At 49.3% G+C, this 349-nt stretch carries 1 rRNA gene; it reads left to right on the forward strand.

The features are described from left to right. A 23S ribosomal RNA gene (locus ACNQ0T_RS23365) occupies nt 1-349 on the forward strand; the annotation flags it as partial.

The raw sequence follows: 349 nt of genomic DNA on the forward strand, positions 1-349 counted from the left end.
GCATACAAAAAGTCGGAGCCGCAAGGTGACGGCGTACCTTTTGTATAATGGGTCAGCGACTTACATTCAGTGGCGAGGTTAACCGAATAGGGAAGCCGTAGAGAAATCGAGTCCGAATAGGGCGAATAGTCGCTGGGTGTAGACCCGAAACCAAGTGATCTATCCATGGCCAGGATGAAGGTACCGTAACAGGTGCTGGAGGTCCGAACCGACTAGTGTTGCAAAACTAGCGGATGAGCTGTGGATAGGGGTGAAAGGCTAAACAAACTTGGAAATAGCTGGTTCTCTCCGAAAACTATTTAGGTAGTGCCTCAAGTATTACCTGCGGGGTTAGAGCACTGTTTAGGCT

Source organism: Enterobacter cloacae complex sp.6700776, from assembly GCF_048284255.1.
GTDB classification, from domain to species: domain Bacteria; phylum Pseudomonadota; class Gammaproteobacteria; order Enterobacterales; family Enterobacteriaceae; genus Enterobacter; species Enterobacter intestinihominis.